Genomic DNA, 17,107 nt, shown 5'->3' on the forward strand with positions numbered 1-17,107 from the left:
AATGAATATTGCTATGACACATCCAAGTTGTTTTCACTGTAATGAGCCCGTGCTCACTGGGACTCAGTTTGTCACCCGCATTAATGACCGCGATGAACTCATGTGTTGCCCAGGCTGCCAAGCGGTATCCCAAGCCATTGTGGATGCAGGCTTATTAAGCTATTACAAGTTTCGAACCGAACCTGGCAGTAAACAGACGGCACTGGTACCTGATGAATTAAATCAGTTTAGTGCCTACGATTTACCCGAAGTACAGCAGGACTTTGTCCACTCGGAGGAAAAGAGTGACTCTGTGTCTTTGTCCATCGACGGCATTACCTGTGCGGCCTGCGCTTGGTTAATCGAACATAAAGTGAAACAACTGCCTGGCGTCAGCCAAGTGATGGTCAACTCCACCACCCAAAGGGCGATGATCAGCTGGGATAAACAGCAAGTTAAACTCAGTGATATTCTTGGGCAAATTAGCCGTATTGGTTATCAAGCCGCGCCCTATCAAGTGGATGAGCAAGAACTGACCGCCAAGCAAAATAGCCGCAAATTTTTACTGCGCTTAGGCTTGGCGGGCTTTGCTACCATGCAAGTGATGATGTTCGCCCTCGCCCTCTATACCGGTTACTTTACCGATTTGGATTTGCAATATCGGGATTATTTCCGCTGGGTGAGCATGATTTTTGCCACACCCGTGGTGCTTTACTCGGCGCAGCCCTTCTATTTCAGCGCCATTCGCACCCTGCTCAGTGGCAAACTCAATATGGATGTGTCGGTCTCTATCGCCATTGGCGGCGCCTATATCGCCAGTTGCTTTGCGACGGTTAACGGCACGGGCGAAGTCTATTTTGAATCCGTCTCCATGTTTACCTTCTTCCTGCTGCTGGGGCGTTATTTCGAGCAGAAGGCAAGACAAAAAGCTTCCGTTAGCTCCAGTAATCTCCATAAATTAGTGCCGTTAACGGCGCATTTGGTTACGGCCCAAGGGCAAGAAGAGATCCCCGCGAAAAAATTACGTCTCGGGGACATTATCCTTATTAAACCCGGCGAAATGGTCGCCGCCGACGGAATCGTCGTTGACGGCCATACTAGCATCAATGAAGCTATGCTCACCGGTGAGCAAATGCCGATTGAAAAGCCCGTCGATAGCCAAGTATTTGCTGGCACCATTAACCTAGACCAACCCATTAAGGTTAAAGTGACCGCCCTTGGGCAAGACCAATTGGTTGCCGAAATTATTCGCCTGCAGGAATTAGCCTCAAATACTAAACCTGCCGTGGCTATGCTAGCCGATAAATTGTCGCGTTATTTCTCAGGCACTATCTTATCGATTGCGACGATCACCTATCTGGTATGGCTGCAAATCTCCCCCGAAGATGCCTTTTGGGTCACATTGTCGGTATTAGTGGCAACTTGCCCTTGCGCGCTTGCGCTGGCAACTCCCACCGCCGTCACCTGCGCGACCGCGATTTTTACTCGCCTTGGGATTATTACCCGCAAAGCCGGCGTCTTTGAAAAACTGCCACAAATCAAACATGTGGTATTTGATAAAACCGGTACCCTCACCTGCGGCACCCTATCGATTGCCAAGGTTGAATGCCATAGCTATATCAAGAAAGAACAGGTACTGGCAATCGCAGCAGCGCTAGAATCAGGCTCACGCCACCCTATTGCCGCGGCCTTTGCCAGCTTTGCCCAAGTCGATGTTGTTGCCGAGCAAGTTCACCATGAAGTGGGTTTTGGGGTGAAAGGCTTGATTAATGGCACCGAGTACCGCATTGGTAATTCTAGCTTCACGGGGGCAGCAGCCGAGCCCAAACTTGCAAACCAGCTGATTTGGCTCGCCCGCAGTCAGAATGGCCAGCTTGAAGTCATCGCCACTATTGAGATCCAAGATAATATCCGTGTCGATAGCAAAGAAACCGTCGATATTTTGAAGCAACAAGGTTGCAAAGTCAGTATCGCCAGTGGCGATAGCTCAGGGCATGTGCATCAATTGGCGAAAGAACTCGGGATTAGCGATGTCCACAGTGGACTGACTCCAGCCGATAAACTGGCCCTTGTGACCAAACTACAGCAATCGACACCGGTTGCGATGTTCGGCGATGGCATCAACGATGCGCCAGTACTGGCGGGCGCCGATTTATCAGTGGCGATGGGGAGCGGCAGCGCGATTGCTAAAAACAGCGCCGATCTCATTCTGCTTGGCGATCACCTCTCTCGCTTCACCCAAGCGGTCAAGGTTGCTAAACTGACCACACAAATTATTCGTCAAAACCTCGCTTGGGCCTTAGGCTATAACGCGCTTATTTTACCGCTGGCGGTAACTGGGCATGTTGCGCCTTATATTGCCGCACTTGGTATGTCGGCAAGCTCTTTGATTGTTGTGGGTAACAGTTTGAGATTATTACGAATTAAATTATAACAATGAAATAGGCTTAGGTTATGAGCATCATTTATGTACTAATCCCTATCGCGATGATCTTTGTGTTGATCGCCGTAGCCGTGTTCTTTTGGGCAGTCAAATCCGAACAATTCGATGACTTAGACCGTCAAAGTGTGTCGATTCTCTTCGATGAGGATGCAGACAAACCGACTCAAGCCAATCCATCGTCACAGGCACAAGATAAAGGCATGCCTCAGTGATAGGCTCTGTGATTGAATATAACGTCACAGGCGCATTTCTAGTGGGGTTAATGGGCGCAGCCCATTGCTTTGGCATGTGTGGCGGCCTCGTTGGTGCCTTTTCCTCCCAACTGCCGAATCCTAAAGAAGGCAATCACTTAGCCCATCAACTCACCTACTTATTAAGCTATAACCTCGGCCGGATTTTAAGTTATACCCTCGCAGGCGCCTTAGTCGGCGGTTCATCGGCCATGCTTGGGCACTTATTCGAACTCGACAGTTACCTGTTGATCCTAAGGATCATTGCTGGCGTGATGATGATTGCAACTGGGCTTTACATTGCAAAAATCTGGGTGGGTATAGTGCAGATTGAGCGCCTTGGCCAAGTGTTATGGCGCTACCTGAAACCCTTAGCCCAGCGCCTCGTTCCCATCACTACGCCAATGCAGGCCATCACCGCCGGACTCATTTGGGGCTGGCTACCCTGCGGCTTGGTCTATAGCACCTTAACCTGGTCGGTGGCGGCAGGCTCTGCCAGCCAAGGCGCCTTGATTATGTTCGCCTTTGGATTAGGGACACTCCCCGCGCTCTTAAGTGCCGGTGTTGCAGCCAAACGCTTAGCCAATTGGGTGCAGCAAAAAACCGTTAGATTATTGAGTGGCTTACTTTTAATTGCCTTTGGTGCACAAACTTTATATATCGCCCTGTCGCAGCTAAACTAGCCCAAGCGAGTGAATTGGTTTAACATGGCTGCAGTGGATTAACTTGAGAACCGACATGACAATAGAGCAGAATAAAAACCGTCGTCCCGCCGCGAGTGGGTGCGCAATTCATTGTCACGATTGCAGTATGGGTACCCTTTGTATTCCGTTTACCCTCAATGCCAACGAGCTCGATCAGCTCGACGATATCATTGAGCGTAAAAAGCCAATTCAAAAAGGTGAGCAGATTTTTAAATCAGGCGATCCATTAAAGTCCTTGTTCGCCATCCGCTCTGGTACTGTCAAAAGTTATACGATTACCGAACAGGGCGATGAACAGATCACCGGTTTCCATTTAGCGGGCGATGTGATTGGTTTTGACGGTATTCATGCTCAATCCCACCAGAGTTTTGCCCAAGCCTTAGAAACCTCCATGGTATGTGAAATCCCCTTCAATATTCTCGATGAGCTTTCAGGCAGCATGCCCAAGTTACGCCAACAAATCATGCGCTTAATGAGCAATGAAATCATGAGCGATCAAGAAATGATTTTATTGCTGAGCAAGAAAAACGCTGAAGAGCGCCTCGCCGCGTTTATCAGCAATCTAGCAAATCGCTTTGGCAACCGTGGGTTTTCTCCGAAAGAATTCCGTTTAACCATGACCCGTGGTGACATTGGGAACTACCTTGGCTTAACCGTAGAAACCATCAGCCGCTTGTTAGGCCGTTTCCAAAAGTCAGGTTTGATTGAAGTGAAAGGCAAGTACATCACCATCCTTGACCACCACGAACTTAATCTCTTGGCAGGTAATGCCAGGATCGCCAGATAAGTCACACCTTCTTAGATTTGTGCTTTAATATTCGTAATTAATGCGCTAGGCACTGGTTTTGAAAAGAGTTTTGATCTAGAACAATACAGATAATTGCCAAAGGCTCATGATGAACATGAGCCTATGACTAAAGGAACATGTTATGAAGGATTATCAAAAAATACTGGTAGTAGTCGACCCCACGACAGAGCATCAAGTTGCACTCGCCCGAGCGGTGACCTTGGCCAGTAAAAGTAACGCCCATGTGACTGTGTTTCTCTCTATTTTTGACTTCTCCTACGAAATGACATCGATTCTATCGAGCCAAGAGCGCGAAGCCATGCGCCAAGGTGTGATTGATCAGCGTCTGGCGTGGATCCAAGATCTGCTGACCGCCTATAACCACCTGCAACTCGATATTGATACTCAAGTTATTTGGCACAATCGCCCATTTGAAAGCATTATCAACCATGCAATTGCTGGGCAATATGATTTGATCGTCAAAGGCACCCACGCCCACGACAAGTTAAAGGCCGTTATTTTTACTCCAACCGATTGGCATTTAATGCGTAAAGCGCCTGTGCCTGTGTTGATGGTCAAAGATCATGATTGGCCAGAAGCGGGTAAAATCCTCTGCGCCGTCAACGTGGCAACTGAAGACACCGATCATCAGATGCTAAACGGCAAGATTATCGAACATGCCAAGGATTTAGCCGCAAAATTTGCCGCCGAAGTGCACTTAGTCAATGGTTATCCCGGCACGCCGGTGAATCTTGCCATTGAACTGCCTGATTTCGATGCACAAACCTATAACGACACCATTCGCATGCAACATGAGCAACGAGTGCAATACCTTGCCAATGCCTATGGTATCGATACCCTGCACTGCCATGTGAAAGAAGGCTTACCAGAGGATGTGATCCCTGAACTTGCCGAGCAACTCGATGCCGAGCTGGTCATTTTAGGTACTGTCGGTCGGACTGGATTCTCGGCGGCGCTTATCGGCAATACCGCAGAGCATGTGATTGATAGCATTAACTGTGATTTATTAGCCATCAAACCCGATGGTTATAAATCGCCGCTTGAAGATGCATAACGCACGCCGCTCTTTACCCCGCCGTCGATAGCTGGAATAATACGCGCCCTGAAACTGAGTTACTGGGCGCTTTTTTTATGTTGGAAGCTATGTCTGAAGTTACGGCGAGTCAAATGCCTGAAGAATTATCAAAAAAACAAATTACCCGTCTGAATAAATTACAGAAGCGTCTGCGCCGTGAAGTGGGTAGTGCCATCGCCGATTACAACATGATTGAAGATGGCGACCGAGTCATGTGCTGCTTAAGTGGCGGTAAAGACAGTTACGCCATGCTGGATATTCTGCTTAATCTACAGCAGCGCGCGCCCGTACAGTTCGAAATTATTGCCGTTAACTTAGATCAAAAGCAGCCGGGTTTCCCTGAACACGTACTGCCAGCCTATTTAGACAGCTTAAATATTCCCTATCACATCCTCGAGAAAGACACTTACTCGATTGTGAAAGAAAAGATCCCTGAAGGCAAAACCACTTGCTCGCTGTGCTCTCGCCTGCGTCGCGGTACTCTCTATGGCTTTGCCCAGCGTATTGGTGCAACCAAAATCGCACTAGGCCACCACAGAGACGATATTATTGAGACCATGTTCCTCAACATGTTCTACGGCGGCAAGATGAAAGCCATGCCACCTAAGTTGCTCTCAGACGACGGCGCTAACGTGGTTATTCGTCCACTCGCCTATTGCCGCGAAAAAGATTTAGAAGAATATGCAGAATTGAAAAAATTCCCCATCATTCCCTGTAATCTTTGTGGCTCGCAGGAAAACCTCAAGCGTCAAGCAGTGAAAGACATGCTCAATCAGTGGGATAGACTCTACCCAGGCCGTATTGAAACCATTTTCACCGCCATGCAAAACACCGCCCCTTCACAGGGTGTTGACCGTGAGCAGTTTGACTTTGTGTCCTTGAAACGTGATCCCAACGCGCCGATGAAGGGTGATGTGGCCGAAGCCGATTTACCCGCATTTGACTTTTTGGATATCGCCAACAGCGGCCATATCGATTTAGATGCGGCAAAACGCATCAATATCGTCAACGTTTACGAAGCCTAAACGCAGCGCATAAAAAAGCCCACGAGAGTGGGCTTTTTTATAGCTTAAATCTATCGTTACTTAACCCAAGGGCTCAACACGGTCGGCGTTTGGCTAAATTGCAACGACGTCAAACTGTTAAGCTGCTCAACACTCAACTTAAAGCTGCTGTTCACCTGTTGCTCACGTCCATCAAGCGTCACACTAACGGCTTGGTCTTGAGCAAATTCAAAGTTTAATCCCGCGATTGGCTCCTTAAAATAGCGCATCGGGAAGCCCTGCATAGCCCCGAGTAAAGCATCCATTTCGCTGGCGATTTGCGCTAGTCGCGCCTTGTCGTATGTTACTAAAGTCTGCTTAGCTCTGACTTGCATCGCAATACCACAGCCCTCAGCCTTGCCCTCAAACTCCAGATTCACTAATGCGCGTTGATCTTTAAGCGCGTCATCAAAGGGAATAAACAACCGCTGCGCCGCAGTATAAGTCAGTGGCGTTGAATTTAATTCACTCGAAATGCTTCCACTCTGGATCTGACAATTAGGCAGCATAGGCACACTAAAGGCGATTTCGACTAACTGATAATTCCCCTTATTGACTTGCTTCAATCTGTCATAAAAGCCTTTATATTCGAGGGAAATCGTTTCTGCCTGCAGGCTTGTCGCACACAAGCAAAGCCCTACTAACCACCATTTTTTATACATCCGCCTTCACCAAATATTTTTCATTATGACGTAACATATCGAGTAACTCGTCGATATAAGCTTCTTGCCTTTCAGAATAATTCACTAGTCCATAGATCAGTTGGTCGGCACTTAATTCGGCTTCCTGAGAGCGTAAATCGGCCCGTATTGAGCGAAACAGCGTGTATGCCGTATTCGAGTTCAAATTGCGCATATAGGAAGACACTGAAGCGTCCACCGAGGGAAACACTTTCACTTCATGGGTTTTGCCCGAACCTCGAGAGGATGGCACTATGCCGCAACCATTGCTAAAACACCATTCACCGAAAAAGTTAAAGCCTTCACGGGCAAAACGCGAACTACCCCACCCCGATTCATTGGCCGCCTGAATAAGCACCATAGATTCGGGAATAATATCGACCCGTTTGAGTAAACTGTTCAGGGATTTTGCATCCACATTACGGGCAGCATATTGATATTTATCAAATAACTGATTGAGCTGTGCTAACTGTTTATCCGACAGAGTGCTGTCGTTCTCCACTAAGGCCAACATGTCGGTGATAAAGTCACGCTCGGTGGCAATAATGGCGTTTTGCTGTTGAATGATCGGCCTGAGAAAATCAAAAAAGGCACGCTTTTTTTCCGCCACATCATTGATGGCAGAAAAGTCAGGCACTTGAGTAACGGGATCAACGGAGTTTTCCAGTTGGTTAACGATAGATTCAGGCTCATCAATAGTAGGAATGAGCCAGACTCTCAGCGAAAAAATAGCTAAGATCACTAGGGCTAACGCGAGTGTAAACGAACCAATTCTACCTGTTTTCAATAAGTCACCTTTGATATTGAGTCACGAGTGGCAAAATAAGCGCCAGATTATATGTCATATCTTGAAATTCACGAAATCTGGCGGCAAAACCGCCCATGCCAAGCGCAGTCAAAGCGTATCTGTGCTGAAAATGCGATCCCACGCTTAACTCATACACATTGGCACAATTTGAGCGTGAATATTTAGTGCATGCTTTTGACTGAGCTTTTATACTAAGGTTCCGTTAACGCAGGTATTGGTAACCGAACCCAAACGAGGCTTCGCAGCACCGCTTAACAACAGGACAGGATTTTTTGGGTATTCAGGAAGGAACCCTCATGCAGCATCAAATCTTAAATCAATACAGACACGTGGTCGCCATTGGCGGTGGTCACGGCTTGGGTCGTGTACTCTCATCGCTGGATTTTCTGGGCAATCGTCTCACTGGCATTGTTGCAACCACAGATAATGGTGGCTCTACGGGCAGATTACGGGCCGAACAGGACTGTATTGCCTGGGGCGATCTGCGTAATTGTCTGTCTCAACTTGCCCATCGCCCTTCGGTGAGCTCGCAATTATTTGAGTACCGCTTTCAGGGCGAAACCGAACTAAGCGGCCACAATCTGGGTAATTTGATGTTGCTTGCCCTCGACAAGCTTTGCGTTAGGCCCCTCGAGGCCGTCAATCTTATTCGTCATATGCTTAAGATTGAAACCAATATCATCCCTATGTCAGAGCAACCAACCCATTTAGTGGCATTGCAGGCCTCTGGTTGTAAGGTCTTTGGTGAGGTTAATGTCGATAAGATGAATGAGGCGCCCATTGCCTTATGTCTTGAACCACAGGTTGATGCAACTGCCGAAGCCTGTGAGGCCATCAGCCGTGCGGATCTGATTATCCTAGGCCCAGGAAGCTTCCTGACCAGTATTATGCCACCGCTGTTACTGCCCTGCTTTGCTAAAGCCTTAGTGATGACCACTGCGCCCGTGGTTTTTATCGATAATCTGAATGAAGAAACTTCACCAGCCGGCCAGTTTAGTATTGAGCAGCGGATAGCTTGGTGCCATCAAGTGATTGGCAAGCCTGTGATCACTAAAGTGCTACGTCACTCAGAACAAGTGCGCCTTGGCACTTTAATGAATTACTTCCCGTTAAGAAATCGCCACAATCCACAATTACACGATCAGGCAGGACTGCGTGATGCGCTCAGTGCAGTATTGAGAATTAAGTCGGATTTACCGCTAGAAACCTTGGCGTCATAACGACAGACTAACCGCATCCTTTAGCATCCAACAGATTCAAAATGCTAAAGGACAGCTCAAAATACAAAAAGGACAGCCTAGGCTGTCCTTTTTAGTGAGCCCTCTTCTTATATTAGAGGGCTAAATTACAGAACTAAATTAAAGAGCTAAATTAAAGAACTTGGGCAATCGCTTTACAGATCACAGGCATATTGGTTTTGGTCATACCGGCAACACTAATACGGCCAGAACCTACGATATAAATACCAAACTCGTCTTTCAAGCGTGCAACCTGCGCTTTGTTTAAGCCAGAGAAGCTAAACATACCGTTTTGACGGGAAATAAAGCTAAAGTCCTGGGTCACACCTTCATCCTTTAAGCTTTGGACGAACAGGGTACGCATCTCAGCGATACGCTCACGCATTTCGGTCAACTCTTGTACCCAAAGTGCTTTTAATGCCACATCGCTTAAAATGGTGCTAACAATTAACGCACCGTGTGCTGGTGGGTTTGAGTAATTGGCGCGAATAGTACGTTTCACTTGGCTGAAGGCACGCACCGCTTCATCGGCATTTTGTGCCACTACAGTCACAGCGCCGATACGCTCGTTATAAAGACCAAAGTTTTTAGAGAAAGAGTTAGCCACTAACAACTCAGGTACTTTTGCAGCCACTAAACGTAGGCCTGCGGCATCTTCTTCAATCCCAGCACCAAAACCTTGATAAGCAAAGTCAAACAATGGCACTAACTGTTTGTCTGCACACAGGTTAGCAACCAATTCCCATTGGGCTAAGGTCAAATCAATACCCGTTGGGTTATGGCAGCAGCCGTGCAGCAAAACAATGTCACCCGCCTGTGCATTGGCGAGATCTGTCATCATGCCATCGAAATCGATATCGTGGGCACTGGCATTGTAGTAACCGTATTCTTTAACCGTTAAACCTGCAGTTTCAAAAATATTCTGATGGTTCGCCCAAGTTGGGTTACTGACCCACACAGTGCGCGATGGCGTGTTGCGCAGTAGAAACTCGGCGGCAATACGCAGTGCACCAGTACCACCTGGCGCCTGAGCGGTCGCGGCACGGCCTGACGTCACAAGCGTACTGCCCTCGCCAAATAATAGCTCTTGTACCACGCGGTTATAGGTTTGAACCCCTTCAATACCTAAATAGTTCTTGGTCTTCTCTTGCTCAAGCAATAGGGCTTCTGCTTTCTTCACTGACTGTAATACTGGAGTCTGCCCTGCTTCATCCTTATAAATGCCAACACCGAGGTTCACTTTATCTTGGCGTGGATCGGCCTTGAAGGTATCGGTTAAACCAAGGATGGGATCAGCGGGTGCGAGTACTACCTGAGAGAAAATCATGACTACTTATCCTAAATGTTCACGTGTAGGGGAAATTCGGCTTATTTATACCACTGTCTTAAGAGGGGGAATAGCGCCTATTGCCGCATCTTAAGGAAATAGTTTGCGTATTATGGATTGATTAAAATAAATAACAACTAAATGAGAGATCAATTGTCTTGAAGCTGAAATTTTTGATAATTGTGATTTTTAAGAGGCTGATCACTATTTGTTTAAGGATTAATTTGTAGGTGTTATAACGGGATTTTCGGTAATAAAAAAGGCCTAACATCTGTTAGGCCTTCTCTATGTTATGGTACCCGAGGCCAGACTTGAACTGGCACGCTGTTACCAGCGAGGGATTTTAAATCCCTTGTGTCTACCGATTCCACCACTCGGGCAAACTCTTTATATTAACGACGGGAATCGTGTCATTAATACCTTAATCTATGGAGGCGCGACCCGGAGTCGAACCGAGATCGACGGATTTGCAATCCGCAGCATAGCCATTCTGCCATCGCGCCAGATTTCCAAACTCGTAAAGAGTTGGAGCGACATATCGGGTTCGAACCGATGACCTATACCTTGGCAAGGTATCGCTCTACCAACTGAGCTAATGTCGCATCGATGTCACAGCTTAATGAGTCATTAAGCTTAGGAGTTACGTTGCTACGCTTTCCCCTGACTGCGGATTGGCATTCTACCGATTTAACCTTCAGAGTCAATCAACAAATTTGAAATATTGTGCTTAGAAGCACTGTTTGCCCAATATTCAGCCACAGAGATAAAAACTTGCCGATGGAATAATCAATTTGATGATTTTCTTTGCAACAACAAGAGTTGAAGTGATGTTACCCAGCCTTATCAACGCTATTTAGGACGGGTCAATGCCATAAAAAAAGCGCCCTACTGGACGCTTTTTCTTGGACGTTTTTATGTGCGTAGCGATTATGCCGGCAGAGACAGAGTCGTCAGGCCTAACATCGTCTGCATCACACCGACTACTTGGCAGCTGTAACCAAATTCGTTGTCATACCATACGTACAGAATGGCACGTTTACCTTCGGCGATAGTCGCTTGTGAATCAACCACACCCGCATAGCGAGAACCCACTAAATCGCTTGATACGATTTCAGTTGAGTCTGTGTAATCGATTTGATTCTGCAATGGTGATTGCAGCGCCGTGTCTTTCAAGTATTCGTTCAATTCGTCTTTGTTGGTCTCAGCATTGAGGTTCATGCTGATGATCGCCATAGATACGTTTGGTGTTGGCACGCGAATCGCGTTACCCGTCAGTTTACCCGCTAATACTGGCAGAGCTTTAGCTACGGCTTTAGCCGCGCCCGTTTCAGTGATCACCATGTTTAATGGTGCACTGCGACCACGACGGTCAGCACTGTGGTAGTTGTCGATCAGGTTTTGATCGTTCGTGTATGAGTGAATAGTCTCAACGTGACCATTCTCGATACCGTACTTGTCGTTTACCGCTTTCAGTACTGGTGTGATGGCGTTAGTGGTACAGCTCGCCGCAGACACAATGATATCTTCTGCAGTGATGTCGCCTTCATTCACGCCGTAAACGATGTTCTTGATGGCGCCTTTTGCAGGTGCAGTCAGTAACACTTTGCTCGCACCAGGGCTCTTCAAGTGTAAACCTAGGCCAGCTTCATCTTTCCAAATACCCGTGTTGTCTACCACTAAGGCATCTGTAATACCGTATTTGGTGTAATCCACTTCATCTGGCGAGTTTGCGTAAATAACTTGGATATAAGTGCCGTTAGCGATGATAGCGTTGTTCTCTTCATCCACTTCAACTGAACCGTTAAATGGACCATGAACAGAGTCACGACGCAGTAAGCTTGCGCGTTTTTCTAAATCGCCCTTCTTACCACCACGTAACACGATAGCGCGCAGTCTTAACTTGTTGCTGCGGCCAGTACGTTCGATCAGTAAGCGCGCTAATAAGCGGCCAATACGACCAAAACCATACAACACTACATCACGCGGGGCGATATCATCAGCATGATCAATCGCTGCCGCTAATTCACGTGCCATATAGCTTTCAATTTCGTTGGTATCGGTATGTTCAGCCCAGTATTTAACGGCAAGCTTACCAATATCCACTTTACATTGTTTAACAGCGAGTCTGCTTAAGGCTTGAACAAACGGGAAACTCTCGCGTAAACGTAATTTCTCGCCGACATGACGACGAACTAAACGGTGCGCTTTAATAATCTCAATAGTAGAAGCATTGAGTAATGGCTTACCATAAACCACAACTTCGACGCCTTGGTTACGGTACAACTTGCCCAGCAAAGGTTGCATTGCCTCTGCCATTTCAAAACGTTCTTGCCAACTTTGTAGGTGTTTATCAGCGCTCATTTACAGATCCTTTATCTCACTTTTCAATAAAATATATTGAAAGGTTTGAGTAACATGACGAAAAGACCAATAATCTTATGGAGGTTTTAGGGAAAACCCTGTGTTTTGGTCGGCGCCATTGTAATGAAAACTGACCCAGCTTGCCAGTAAGATATTTTCTGTAAATCTGTAATTTTATTAGAGAAAATTGCATTTTGGAGCGTATTTTGAGACAAAATCTAGTAATAATTACATCATTTACCCTCGCGATAAGCCTTTTCGGTTGTGATAATGGCCGAAATATCGAAACGATTTGTAAAAATAATCCTGAAATTTGTGCCGATTTGCATAAGGATGGATGGTGTTTAACCGAGAAAACCCTGCTGATCCAGAGCCGATTCGACCTATTAGACAACAAAAATCCTACGGGTAAGCAACTTTACCAACAGTTAACTTACCTTGAAGATTACAGCCGTTGTATTGAATTGGCCTCAGGGGTGCAACATATCATCCATACGAATCGCACAGCTGACCGAGCAAGAGCCTTTCGCCTAAGTACAGAAAACCTCAGCCGTCTACAGGAAGAAACCCGCGAACGCCAAGATCCTTTTATGTCTTACTATCAATGGACACGTTTTGGCGACACCGATGCCTTAAACCGACTATTAGCGCAAGAAAATGCTGGTGAAGTCACAGAGCCTTTTCTCTTAGCTCAAATCGCCACCTATTACAGCAATCGAAATGCCATCAAAGCGCAACAACTCTATCTTAAAGTGTTTGCAGAAATTCAATATGCCGACTTTGATCCCAACTGGTTGCTTGGGCTCGCCTCAGCCTATCGTCAAACCCAAGCGTTTGAAAAAACATATATGCTGACCAAAGCGAATTTACTACTTACGCAGCAGAAGTATTCTGAAGATAAGATGCTAGCCTTAATCGGTGGCGACAAGACGCTAGCGGCCAAATTAGATCAATACGCCCAGAACTTAATCGACGCGTTAGAAGATGGCCTCTATTCGACCAGTCCGGTTGCGCTCTGGCTTGCTCCGCCCCAGACGGAGGGAACACCGCCAGCAGCAACTGTCGAGCCAGAGAAGCCAAATTCGCCTTAACTTGCGTTTTGAAGTACGTCGGCAAAATGTTTGCCACCTTGTAATTTTTTACCCAAATACAGCGCTGAAAATGGTGTTTTCGCGAGCAATGTAAAAAAAACACCTAATTTGTTAACCGAATCCCGGCAAAATTGCCGAATTCACTTGACGATAGCTGTCAGTTTGGTAATTTTACTACCAGTTGAATTTTATAATCACCAGAGGGATATGAGATGACTATCCGTGTAGCAATAAATGGTTATGGCCGTATCGGTAGAAACGTATTACGCGCCCTGTATGAAAGCGAAAAAGCTTACCCAATCAAAATTGTTGCCATCAACGATTTAGGCGACGCTTCAATCAACGCTCACCTGACAAAATACGATTCTGTACATGGTCGTTTCAATGCCAAAGTTGAGCATGATGCTGAAGCAATTTATGTCAACGGCGACAAGATCCTCACCTTCCAAGAACGCGATCCAGGTAAATTACCTTGGGGCGACTTACAAGTTGACGTCGTGTTCGAATGTACTGGTATCTTCACTTCTAAAGAATCTGTACAGCCACATTTAGCGGCGGGCGCGAAGAAAGTCATTATTTCTGCACCAGGTAAAAACGTTGATGCAACCGTCGTTTACGGTGTGAACAACAATGTGTTGACCGCGGATATGACAGTTATCTCCAATGCTTCATGTACCACTAACTGTTTAGCACCTTTCGCTAAGCCGTTAAATGACGAAATTGGTATTGAATCAGGTCTGATGACCACCATTCATGCTTACACCAACGATCAACGTTTATCTGACGTATACCACACAGATTTACGCCGTGCCCGCGCTGCAGCACTGTCAATGATCCCAACTAAAACTGGCGCTGCCGCGGCAGTAGGTTTAGTTGTACCTGAATTACAAGGTAAATTTGATGGTTTAGCAGTACGTGTACCGACTGTTAACGTGTCTTTAGTGGATTTATCTTTCATTGCTGCACGTGATACCACTGTTGAAGAAGTTAACGCCATCATCGAACGTGCCGCTGCTGTTGCGCCTCTGAGCGAAGTGTTAGCGGTTAACAAAGAGCCACTGGTGTCTATCGACTTTAACCACAATGCGTTTTCATCTAACTTCGATGCGACTCAAACCCGCGTTAACGGCCGTTTAGTCAAAGTGATGGCATGGTACGATAACGAATGGGGCTTCAGTAACCGTATGTTGGACAACGCGGTTGCGCTGATGAACGCGAAGTAATCATTCTTCTTTATCAAAAGCCCCGCTCTTGCGGGGCTTTTTTTATACCGATTTCACGGCTCATTAATCCACTGTCGTTACCAATGCGAGTATTTCGCCGCTAACAACTGAATGTGGCGATACATTAATTGATAATACCGCAGGCTACACGCGCACCGCCGCCACCTAAAGGCGCAGGGTGATCGGAATGGTTGTCGCCACCGGCATGGATCATGATCGCATGGCCTTTAAGATCACCCATTTTTAAGCGCGGTGCCAGCACGGCCTGACTAGCTGCACCGTCTGCATCGACAAACAATGGTGGCAGATCGCCTAAATGCCCTTCTCCCCATGGCGTGCCGTGGGCTTTCGTGGCAGCAGGATCATAGTGGCCACCTGCCGCGCCAGCAGGGACAATTTTTCCGTCCTTTTCCTTTGGATCACAGCTGCCGTTCTCATGTAGATGGAAACCATGTAATCCCGGCATTAAGCCTTTGAGTGATGGCGTAAATACCACTCCATACTGCGACTCAGAAATGGTCACTTGACCGACACTTTCACCCACGCCCTTTTCGTTGACAAGATTCATAGGCACACTCACGTCTGCAAATGCACTGGCAGCAGACATTGATGCAAGCAGTAACACGATGTTTTTCATACCCTTCTCCATGGTTATCTTATACAAAATTGCATGAACACAGCGCAGTAAGTGAACTCTCCTACGCTTTGCTATATCAAATTTAGGCCAACAACACCGATCCAGTAAGTAAAAGAGCGTGTATTTCTTTAAATTGAAGCATATATGCATCTATGAAGAATGGCGTCTAAAAGCTAGCGCACCTTATTAAGCACATACTTAGCAGCTTAGCTGCTGATCAATTTGAACCGATACAAAAATCCCCGCCAAGTGGCAGGGATTTCATTTTTCGTGAATGCTATGGACGCTTGATTAAGCGTTGCCTTTCACTTTCATATTCAGTGTCTTAGCGAAATCGAGCATGCGGGTCAGCGGGATTAAGGCTTTCACGCGTAAATCTTCATCGACAAAGATTTCGTGAGTCGTTTTGTCGCTGTCACTTAAAGACGCTTCAATAGCCTTTAAGCCGTTCATTGCCATCCATGGACAGTGGGCACAGCTCTTACAGGTGGCACCATTACCGCCAGTAGGCGCTTCAATCAGTGTTTTACCCGGCGCCGCTTGTTGCATTTTATAGAAAATACCGCGATCGGTCGCCACAATAAAACGCTCGTTGGCCATGGTTTGTGCAGCTTTGATCAACTGGCTGGTGGAGCCGACAGCATCCGCCATCGCCACCACACTCGCGGGTGACTCTGGGTGTACTAGAATCGCCGCATCGGGGTATACACGCTTTAAATCACGCAGCGCATTGGCCTTAAACTCATCATGAACAATACAGTCGCCCTGCCACATCAACATCTCGGCGCCCGTTTGTTTGGCAATATAGCTGCCTAAATGACGGTCTGGACCCCAAATGATTTTTTTACCTTCGCTGTCTAAGTGCTCAACGATTTCAAGGGCAATACTTGAGGTGACCACCCAATCGGCACGGGCTTTTACCGCCGCCGAAGTGTTGGCATAAACGACCACGGTATGATCAGGATGCGCATCACAGAAGGCGCTGAATTTATCGATGGGGCAACCTAAGTCCAATGAACAGGTAGCCTCCAAGGTCGGCATCAGAATGGTTTTTTCTGGGCTTAAGATTTTGGCTGTTTCACCCATAAATTTCACCCCGGCGACGATTAACGTCTTGGCGGGATGATCGCGGCCAAAGCGCGCCATTTCGAGTGAGTCGGAAACACAACCGCCGGTTTCTTCGGCCAGCGCTTGAATTTCAGGGTCGGTATAATAATGGGCAACCAATACCGCATCTTTTTCAATCAGCAGCTGCTTGATACGAGCCTTGTAGTCCGCCTTTTCGGCATCGGACAGAGGAATTGGCTTAGGCGGAAACGGATAATCAATAGTTTCGATTGTTGGGGCAAATGGGCTGGGGCTCATAACAAATCCATCAGGATAACAACGTTCGCGAATTATACGTAATTGGGATCAAAAGATTAACCCATTTATGGCCTGCGAATAAAAAAGGACGCTAA

15 protein-coding genes and 3 tRNA genes are annotated in these 17,107 nt (G+C 46.9%); 9 read left to right on the plus strand and 9 right to left on the minus strand.

The window, feature by feature from the left end:
• The first annotated feature begins 13 nt into the window (after positions 1 to 13).
• The 6 genes from CBX96_RS05940 (at position 14) to ttcA (ending at position 6,264) form a co-directional block, all read left to right on the plus strand.
• Positions 14 to 2,413 (plus strand): heavy metal translocating P-type ATPase metal-binding domain-containing protein, encoded by a 2,400-nt coding sequence (locus CBX96_RS05940; protein WP_109286066.1) that lies wholly within the window; start codon positions 14 to 16, stop codon positions 2,411 to 2,413.
• A gap of 20 nt (positions 2,414 to 2,433) precedes the next feature.
• Complete coding sequence (gene ccoS / locus CBX96_RS05945; RefSeq protein WP_011622776.1) at positions 2,434 to 2,634, plus strand: cbb3-type cytochrome oxidase assembly protein CcoS; 201 nt, start codon at positions 2,434 to 2,436, stop codon at positions 2,632 to 2,634.
• An 8-nt stretch (positions 2,635 to 2,642) separates the two neighbouring features.
• Positions 2,643 to 3,335 carry a sulfite exporter TauE/SafE family protein gene (locus CBX96_RS05950; protein WP_181382154.1) on the plus strand — a complete coding sequence of 231 codons (693 nt, stop codon included), beginning with the start codon at positions 2,643 to 2,645 and terminating at the stop codon, positions 3,333 to 3,335.
• Positions 3,336 to 3,390: 55 nt separating this feature from the next.
• Positions 3,391 to 4,143 (plus strand): electron transport transcriptional regulator EtrA, encoded by a 753-nt coding sequence (etrA, locus tag CBX96_RS05955; RefSeq protein ID WP_011622778.1) that lies wholly within the window; start codon positions 3,391 to 3,393, stop codon positions 4,141 to 4,143.
• Positions 4,144 to 4,285: 142 nt separating this feature from the next.
• Entirely contained in the window at positions 4,286 to 5,218 is a 933-nt protein-coding gene (gene uspE, locus CBX96_RS05960) for a universal stress protein UspE (RefSeq protein ID WP_109286068.1), read from the plus strand.
• A 77-nt stretch (positions 5,219 to 5,295) separates the two neighbouring features.
• Positions 5,296 to 6,264 (plus strand): tRNA 2-thiocytidine(32) synthetase TtcA, encoded by a 969-nt coding sequence (ttcA, locus tag CBX96_RS05965; protein ID WP_011622780.1) that lies wholly within the window; start codon positions 5,296 to 5,298, stop codon positions 6,262 to 6,264.
• Between the two features lie 56 nt (positions 6,265 to 6,320).
• On the opposite strand, the gene CBX96_RS05970 is transcribed toward ttcA, so the two are convergent.
• A complete protein-coding gene (locus CBX96_RS05970) occupies positions 6,321 to 6,944 on the minus strand; it encodes a DUF2987 domain-containing protein (RefSeq protein WP_109286069.1) in 624 nt (207 codons plus the stop codon).
• Complete coding sequence (locus CBX96_RS05975; protein WP_089067761.1) at positions 6,937 to 7,749, minus strand: glucosaminidase domain-containing protein; 813 nt, start codon at positions 7,747 to 7,749, stop codon at positions 6,937 to 6,939. The genes CBX96_RS05970 and CBX96_RS05975 overlap by 8 nt, the downstream gene beginning before the upstream one ends.
• Positions 7,750 to 8,066: 317 nt before the next feature.
• Here CBX96_RS05975 and CBX96_RS05980 point away from each other — a divergent pair, with 317 nt between their 5' ends.
• A complete protein-coding gene (locus CBX96_RS05980; protein WP_109286070.1) occupies positions 8,067 to 8,990 on the plus strand; it encodes a YvcK family protein in 924 nt (307 codons plus the stop codon).
• Between the two features lie 151 nt (positions 8,991 to 9,141).
• On the opposite strand, the gene CBX96_RS05985 is transcribed toward CBX96_RS05980, so the two are convergent.
• The 5 genes from CBX96_RS05985 to CBX96_RS06005 all read right to left on the minus strand — a co-directional run bounded on the left by CBX96_RS05985 (position 9,142) and on the right by CBX96_RS06005 (position 12,696).
• A complete protein-coding gene (locus CBX96_RS05985; protein WP_109286071.1) occupies positions 9,142 to 10,335 on the minus strand; it encodes an amino acid aminotransferase in 1,194 nt (397 codons plus the stop codon).
• Positions 10,336 to 10,628: 293 nt separating this feature from the next.
• Positions 10,629 to 10,715: transfer RNA gene (locus tag CBX96_RS05990), tRNA-Leu, on the minus strand.
• 49 nt (positions 10,716 to 10,764) lie between these two features.
• Positions 10,765 to 10,838 (minus strand) — tRNA-Cys (locus tag CBX96_RS05995).
• 23 nt (positions 10,839 to 10,861) lie between these two features.
• Positions 10,862 to 10,937, minus strand: a tRNA-Gly gene (locus tag CBX96_RS06000).
• A 325-nt stretch (positions 10,938 to 11,262) separates the two neighbouring features.
• Positions 11,263 to 12,696: a glyceraldehyde-3-phosphate dehydrogenase gene (locus CBX96_RS06005; protein ID WP_011622785.1), complete on the minus strand. Its 1,434-nt coding sequence runs from the start codon at positions 12,694 to 12,696 to the stop codon at positions 11,263 to 11,265.
• A gap of 206 nt (positions 12,697 to 12,902) precedes the next feature.
• On the opposite strand from CBX96_RS06005, the gene CBX96_RS06010 reads away from it, so the two are divergent.
• Together CBX96_RS06010 and gap are read left to right on the plus strand one after the other, a co-directional pair.
• Positions 12,903 to 13,787, plus strand: a complete 885-nt coding sequence (locus tag CBX96_RS06010; RefSeq protein ID WP_109286072.1) for a DUF2989 domain-containing protein — start codon at positions 12,903 to 12,905, stop codon at positions 13,785 to 13,787.
• A gap of 212 nt (positions 13,788 to 13,999) precedes the next feature.
• Positions 14,000 to 15,010, plus strand: a complete 1,011-nt coding sequence (gene gap, locus CBX96_RS06015) for a type I glyceraldehyde-3-phosphate dehydrogenase (RefSeq protein ID WP_011622787.1) — start codon at positions 14,000 to 14,002, stop codon at positions 15,008 to 15,010.
• Positions 15,011 to 15,134: 124 nt separating this feature from the next.
• On the opposite strand, the gene sodC is transcribed toward gap, so the two are convergent.
• On the minus strand, positions 15,135 to 15,647 hold the full coding sequence (sodC, locus tag CBX96_RS06020) for a superoxide dismutase family protein (protein WP_011622788.1): 513 nt from the start codon (positions 15,645 to 15,647) through the stop codon (positions 15,135 to 15,137).
• Between the two features lie 291 nt (positions 15,648 to 15,938).
• Entirely contained in the window at positions 15,939 to 17,012 is a 1,074-nt protein-coding gene (gene nadA, locus CBX96_RS06025; protein WP_011622789.1) for a quinolinate synthase NadA, read from the minus strand.
• Positions 17,013 to 17,107 lie beyond the last annotated feature (95 nt).

It is taken from the genome of Shewanella sp. BC20, assembly GCF_003129585.1.
In the GTDB taxonomy this organism is placed as follows: Bacteria; Pseudomonadota; Gammaproteobacteria; order Enterobacterales; family Shewanellaceae; genus Shewanella; species Shewanella seohaensis.

Bases quoted from the DNA above. Each gene is read 5' to 3' on its own strand.
- uspE (WP_109286068.1), top strand. From the start codon at position 4,286: ATGAAGGATTATCAAAAAATACTGGTAGTAGTCGACCCCACGACAGAG.
- gap (WP_011622787.1), top strand. From the start codon at position 14,000: ATGACTATCCGTGTAGCAATAAATGGTTATGGCCGTATCGGTAGAAAC.
- CBX96_RS05980 (WP_109286070.1), top strand. From the start codon at position 8,067: ATGCAGCATCAAATCTTAAATCAATACAGACACGTGGTCGCCATTGGC.
- ccoS (WP_011622776.1), top strand. From the start codon at position 2,434: ATGAGCATCATTTATGTACTAATCCCTATCGCGATGATCTTTGTGTTG.
- CBX96_RS06005 (WP_011622785.1), bottom strand. From the start codon at position 12,696: ATGAGCGCTGATAAACACCTACAAAGTTGGCAAGAACGTTTTGAAATG.
- nadA (WP_011622789.1), bottom strand. From the start codon at position 17,012: ATGAGCCCCAGCCCATTTGCCCCAACAATCGAAACTATTGATTATCCG.
- sodC (WP_011622788.1), bottom strand. From the start codon at position 15,647: ATGAAAAACATCGTGTTACTGCTTGCATCAATGTCTGCTGCCAGTGCA.
- CBX96_RS05985 (WP_109286071.1), bottom strand. From the start codon at position 10,335: ATGATTTTCTCTCAGGTAGTACTCGCACCCGCTGATCCCATCCTTGGT.
- CBX96_RS05940 (WP_109286066.1), top strand. From the start codon at position 14: ATGACACATCCAAGTTGTTTTCACTGTAATGAGCCCGTGCTCACTGGG.
- CBX96_RS05970 (WP_109286069.1), bottom strand. From the start codon at position 6,944: ATGTATAAAAAATGGTGGTTAGTAGGGCTTTGCTTGTGTGCGACAAGC.
- ttcA (WP_011622780.1), top strand. From the start codon at position 5,296: ATGTTGGAAGCTATGTCTGAAGTTACGGCGAGTCAAATGCCTGAAGAA.
- etrA (WP_011622778.1), top strand. From the start codon at position 3,391: ATGACAATAGAGCAGAATAAAAACCGTCGTCCCGCCGCGAGTGGGTGC.